This window comes from Mesotoga sp. HF07.pep.5.2.highcov, assembly GCF_003666285.1.
Classification (GTDB): Bacteria; Thermotogota; Thermotogae; order Petrotogales; family Kosmotogaceae; genus Mesotoga; species Mesotoga prima.
In genome coordinates this window covers 1-3,053 of the sequence record NZ_JFHJ01000640.1, presented here as the reverse complement: position 1 = coordinate 3,053, position 3,053 = coordinate 1, and the positions used below count along the sequence as shown (strand labels likewise).

The following is a 3,053-nucleotide window of genomic DNA, read 5'->3' as shown; positions in this document are numbered from 1 at the left end:
CTCTTTTGAAAACCTTGCGAGCTTCCTATTCGAATGTTTTGGCTTCCATAAGAGAGAAGAAGGTCATCGAAGAAGAGACGGAGAAGCTTTTGAAGAAGGCTATCGAGGAAACCTTGAAACTCTTTGCAGAGCGAGGATGATTGAGCGTGAGCAAGGGTAAACTGCGTGCGATAAAGAAACGCATCGAGTCAACAAACTCGACGATGCAGATTACCCGCGCCATGGAGATGGTCGCGCGGGCAAAGATCAACAAGATTCAAAAGGGACTGAAATTTGTGAGGCTCTACGAAAGGGCTATGGAGAGAGCCTTAATCAGAGCTTACTTTGGTGATACAAGCCACCCGAAGATTGAGGGCGAAGGAGAGATTCTTCTGGTAATCAGTTCGGATATGGGCCTTGCGGGCGCTTTCAACGCCGAAATAATGAAAGCCGCCGAACGGGAGATAACTAACTCAGATATCAGGCACATTGTGACGGTAGGCATCAAGGCCGAAAGCTTTTTCAAGAAGGGTGACATACCTATCAGTTCTTTCAGCCATTTCTACGACACTCCCGATCTGGACGAAGCGGCCATAATAGTCGATGATGCTCTTGACATTATGGAGAGCGAGCACGCTGGGGGTCTAAGGATGGTCTACAGCAGTTTCAAGAACCCTCTGGCGCAAATACCGAAAGCTGTGAAGCTTCTTCCCCTTGATGAATTCAGCAGGCCCGACAACGATTTCTTTGACTTTGAGCCAGAGATCGATGTATTGTTCAAGGACGTCCTGAATTCCTGGCTGGTTGCAAAAGTTCTTCTTGGCATGTATGAAACAAAGGTCGGAGAACTATTTTCAAGACAAAATGCAATGAAGAACGCGACGGAAAACGCTAAGAACATGATTCAGCAGTTGACACTGGTCAGAAATAAACTGCGTCAGTCGAATATTACTCAAGAGATAATTGAGGTCGTTAACGGCGCTGAAGCACTAAACGGTTAATTGATTTTGGAGGTGTGAGTGTGCCCGACAAAAATAAACAGAACATTGGCAAGGTCATTGCAATAACCGGACCTGTCGTGGACATATCGTTCGAGGGAGCAATGCTACCCGACATTCTTAATGCTCTGAAAGTGAAGAACGAATTCTTAAATAAAGAGATAGTCCTTGAAGTTGCCCAGTTGATAGGTGACAACAGCGTAAGGGCGATAGCAATGGACAGCACCGATGGATTGGTAAGGGGGCAGGAAGTCATTGATACGGGAAGCCAGGTGACGGTTCCTGTGGGAGAAGAGATTCTTGGTAGAATGTTCAATCTACTCGGTGAACCGATAGATGAGAAGGGTGAGGTGAAGTTTTCCGATCACTGGGAAATACACAGAGCGGCTCCGTCGGTCACCGATCAGCAGACTGAAGTCGAGATACTTGAAACGGGAATAAAGGTCATCGATCTTCTCGCACCCTTCAGCAAAGGTGGGAAGATTGGCTTCTCGGGAGGAGCGGGAGTCGGAAAAACCGTCCTCGTCATGGAACTCATAAGAAACTTCGCGATCGAGCAGAAGGGTCTATCGGTCTTTGCGGGAGTCGGTGAGAGAACGAGAGAGGGAAACGACTTGTGGCTGGATATGCAGGAGGCCGGCGTTATCGAGAACACCGCTCTTGTCTTCGGGCAGATGAATGAACCACCCGGAGCGAGATTCAGGGTAGGTCTCTCCGCCATAACGATGGCAGAGTATTTCAGAGATGTACAGAAGAAGGACGTACTTGTATTCATAGACAATATTTTCCGATTCGTTCAGGCCGGTTCTGAAGTCTCGGCACTTCTCGGAAGAATGCCGTCCGCCGTCGGTTACCAGCCGACACTCGCGACAGAAATGGGAAACCTTCAGGAGAGAATTACCTCGACAAGATCGGGTTCTATCACTTCGGTTCAGGCAATTTACGTTCCGGCCGATGATTTCACGGATCCGGCGCCAGCCACTACATTCAGTCATCTCGACGCCACGGTAAACCTTTCTCGTTCGATAGCCGAACAGGGGCTTTATCCAGCCGTCGATCCGCTCGACTCCACCTCAAAAAATCTCGATCCAGTCGTTGTAGGTCAAGAACATTATCAGGTCGCAAGAAGGGTCCAGGAGGTTCTTCAGAGATATAAGGACCTTCAAGACATTATAGCGATTCTAGGAATGGAAGAACTCTCCGAGGAAGACCAGCTTACTGTCCAAAGAGCGAGAAAGATCCAGAGATTCCTGACCCAGCCATTCTTTGTTGCTGAAAAATTTAGTAACATGGAGGGTAAATACGTTCCCATCTCCGAAACAATCAGGGGCTTCAAAGAGATTCTAGAAGGCAAACACGATTCCCTGCCTGAACAGGCATTCATGATGGTTGGGACTATCGACGAGGCAAAAGAAAAGGCAAAGAATCTTACGAAGGATGAGTGAAGTGGCCTTAAAAATCAGAATTATAACTCCCTACGGAATAGAATGGGAGGGCGATGCAGATTTTATCTCGTTCCGGTCGACAGAAGGTGAGATAGGTTATCTGCCCGAAAGGGCCCCTGCATTGATGGAACTGACCGTTGATGTAATGAAAGTACGGTCCGGCTCTAACACTCTTCAGTTTGCCGTTCACGGTGGCTATGTCCTTCAGGAAAGAGAAGGACTTACAATTGTGACAGATGCTGCGGAAACTCCGGAAGAAATCAGTGTTGAGCGTGCGAAGCAGCGACTGAAAAGGGCAGAGGAGTTGCTCCAGGTAAGCAAGTCAAGGCGCGAACGCGCCCGAAACGAGGCCAAACTTCAGAGGCACATGTTGAGAATCGAGATTGGTTCGAGGGGATAAGTTGCCCGTCTAAGATTGTGAACCCCTCCTTCGAAAGAGCAGTTACATGTTGTTTGTTCCAAGTTGCAAACCAAAGAATAAAAAGAAGTCAAATGCCGTCATACCTAAATTGCTTCGGCCCCTTGGTAGCCTTCGTGAAACCGGCACGTCCCGTCGTATTTCAGCATCTAGTTTCTCCAAAGAGAAAACGGAGAAAATCCATTGTCGAGAGTTCGCTTCGCTCACGAGAAG

General features: G+C 48.1%; 4 protein-coding genes. 3 read left to right on the top strand and 1 reads right to left on the bottom strand.

Translation table 11 applies throughout. The features are described from left to right. The first annotated feature begins 146 nt into the window (after nt 1-146). The 3 genes from atpG to BG32_RS13700 are packed head-to-tail and all read left to right on the top strand — an operon-like array spanning nt 147 to nt 2,822. Complete coding sequence (gene atpG, locus BG32_RS13710; protein ID WP_006492791.1) at nt 147-980, top strand: ATP synthase F1 subunit gamma; 834 nt, start codon at nt 147-149, stop codon at nt 978-980. Between the two features lie 44 nt (nt 981-1,024). Beyond that, nucleotides 1,025-2,422, top strand: coding sequence for a F0F1 ATP synthase subunit beta (atpD, locus tag BG32_RS13705; RefSeq protein ID WP_407656338.1), 1,398 nt, complete (start codon nt 1,025-1,027; stop codon nt 2,420-2,422). Then, nucleotides 2,415-2,822, top strand: coding sequence for a F0F1 ATP synthase subunit epsilon (locus tag BG32_RS13700; RefSeq protein WP_121526990.1), 408 nt, complete (start codon nt 2,415-2,417; stop codon nt 2,820-2,822). Before atpD ends, BG32_RS13700 begins: the two co-directional genes overlap by 8 nt. Nucleotides 2,823-2,864: 42 nt before the next feature. On the opposite strand, the gene BG32_RS15900 is transcribed toward BG32_RS13700, so the two are convergent. Beyond that, nucleotides 2,865-3,053, bottom strand: a 189-nt coding sequence (locus BG32_RS15900) for a hypothetical protein (protein WP_220660344.1), incomplete at its 5' end; no start/stop codon positions are given.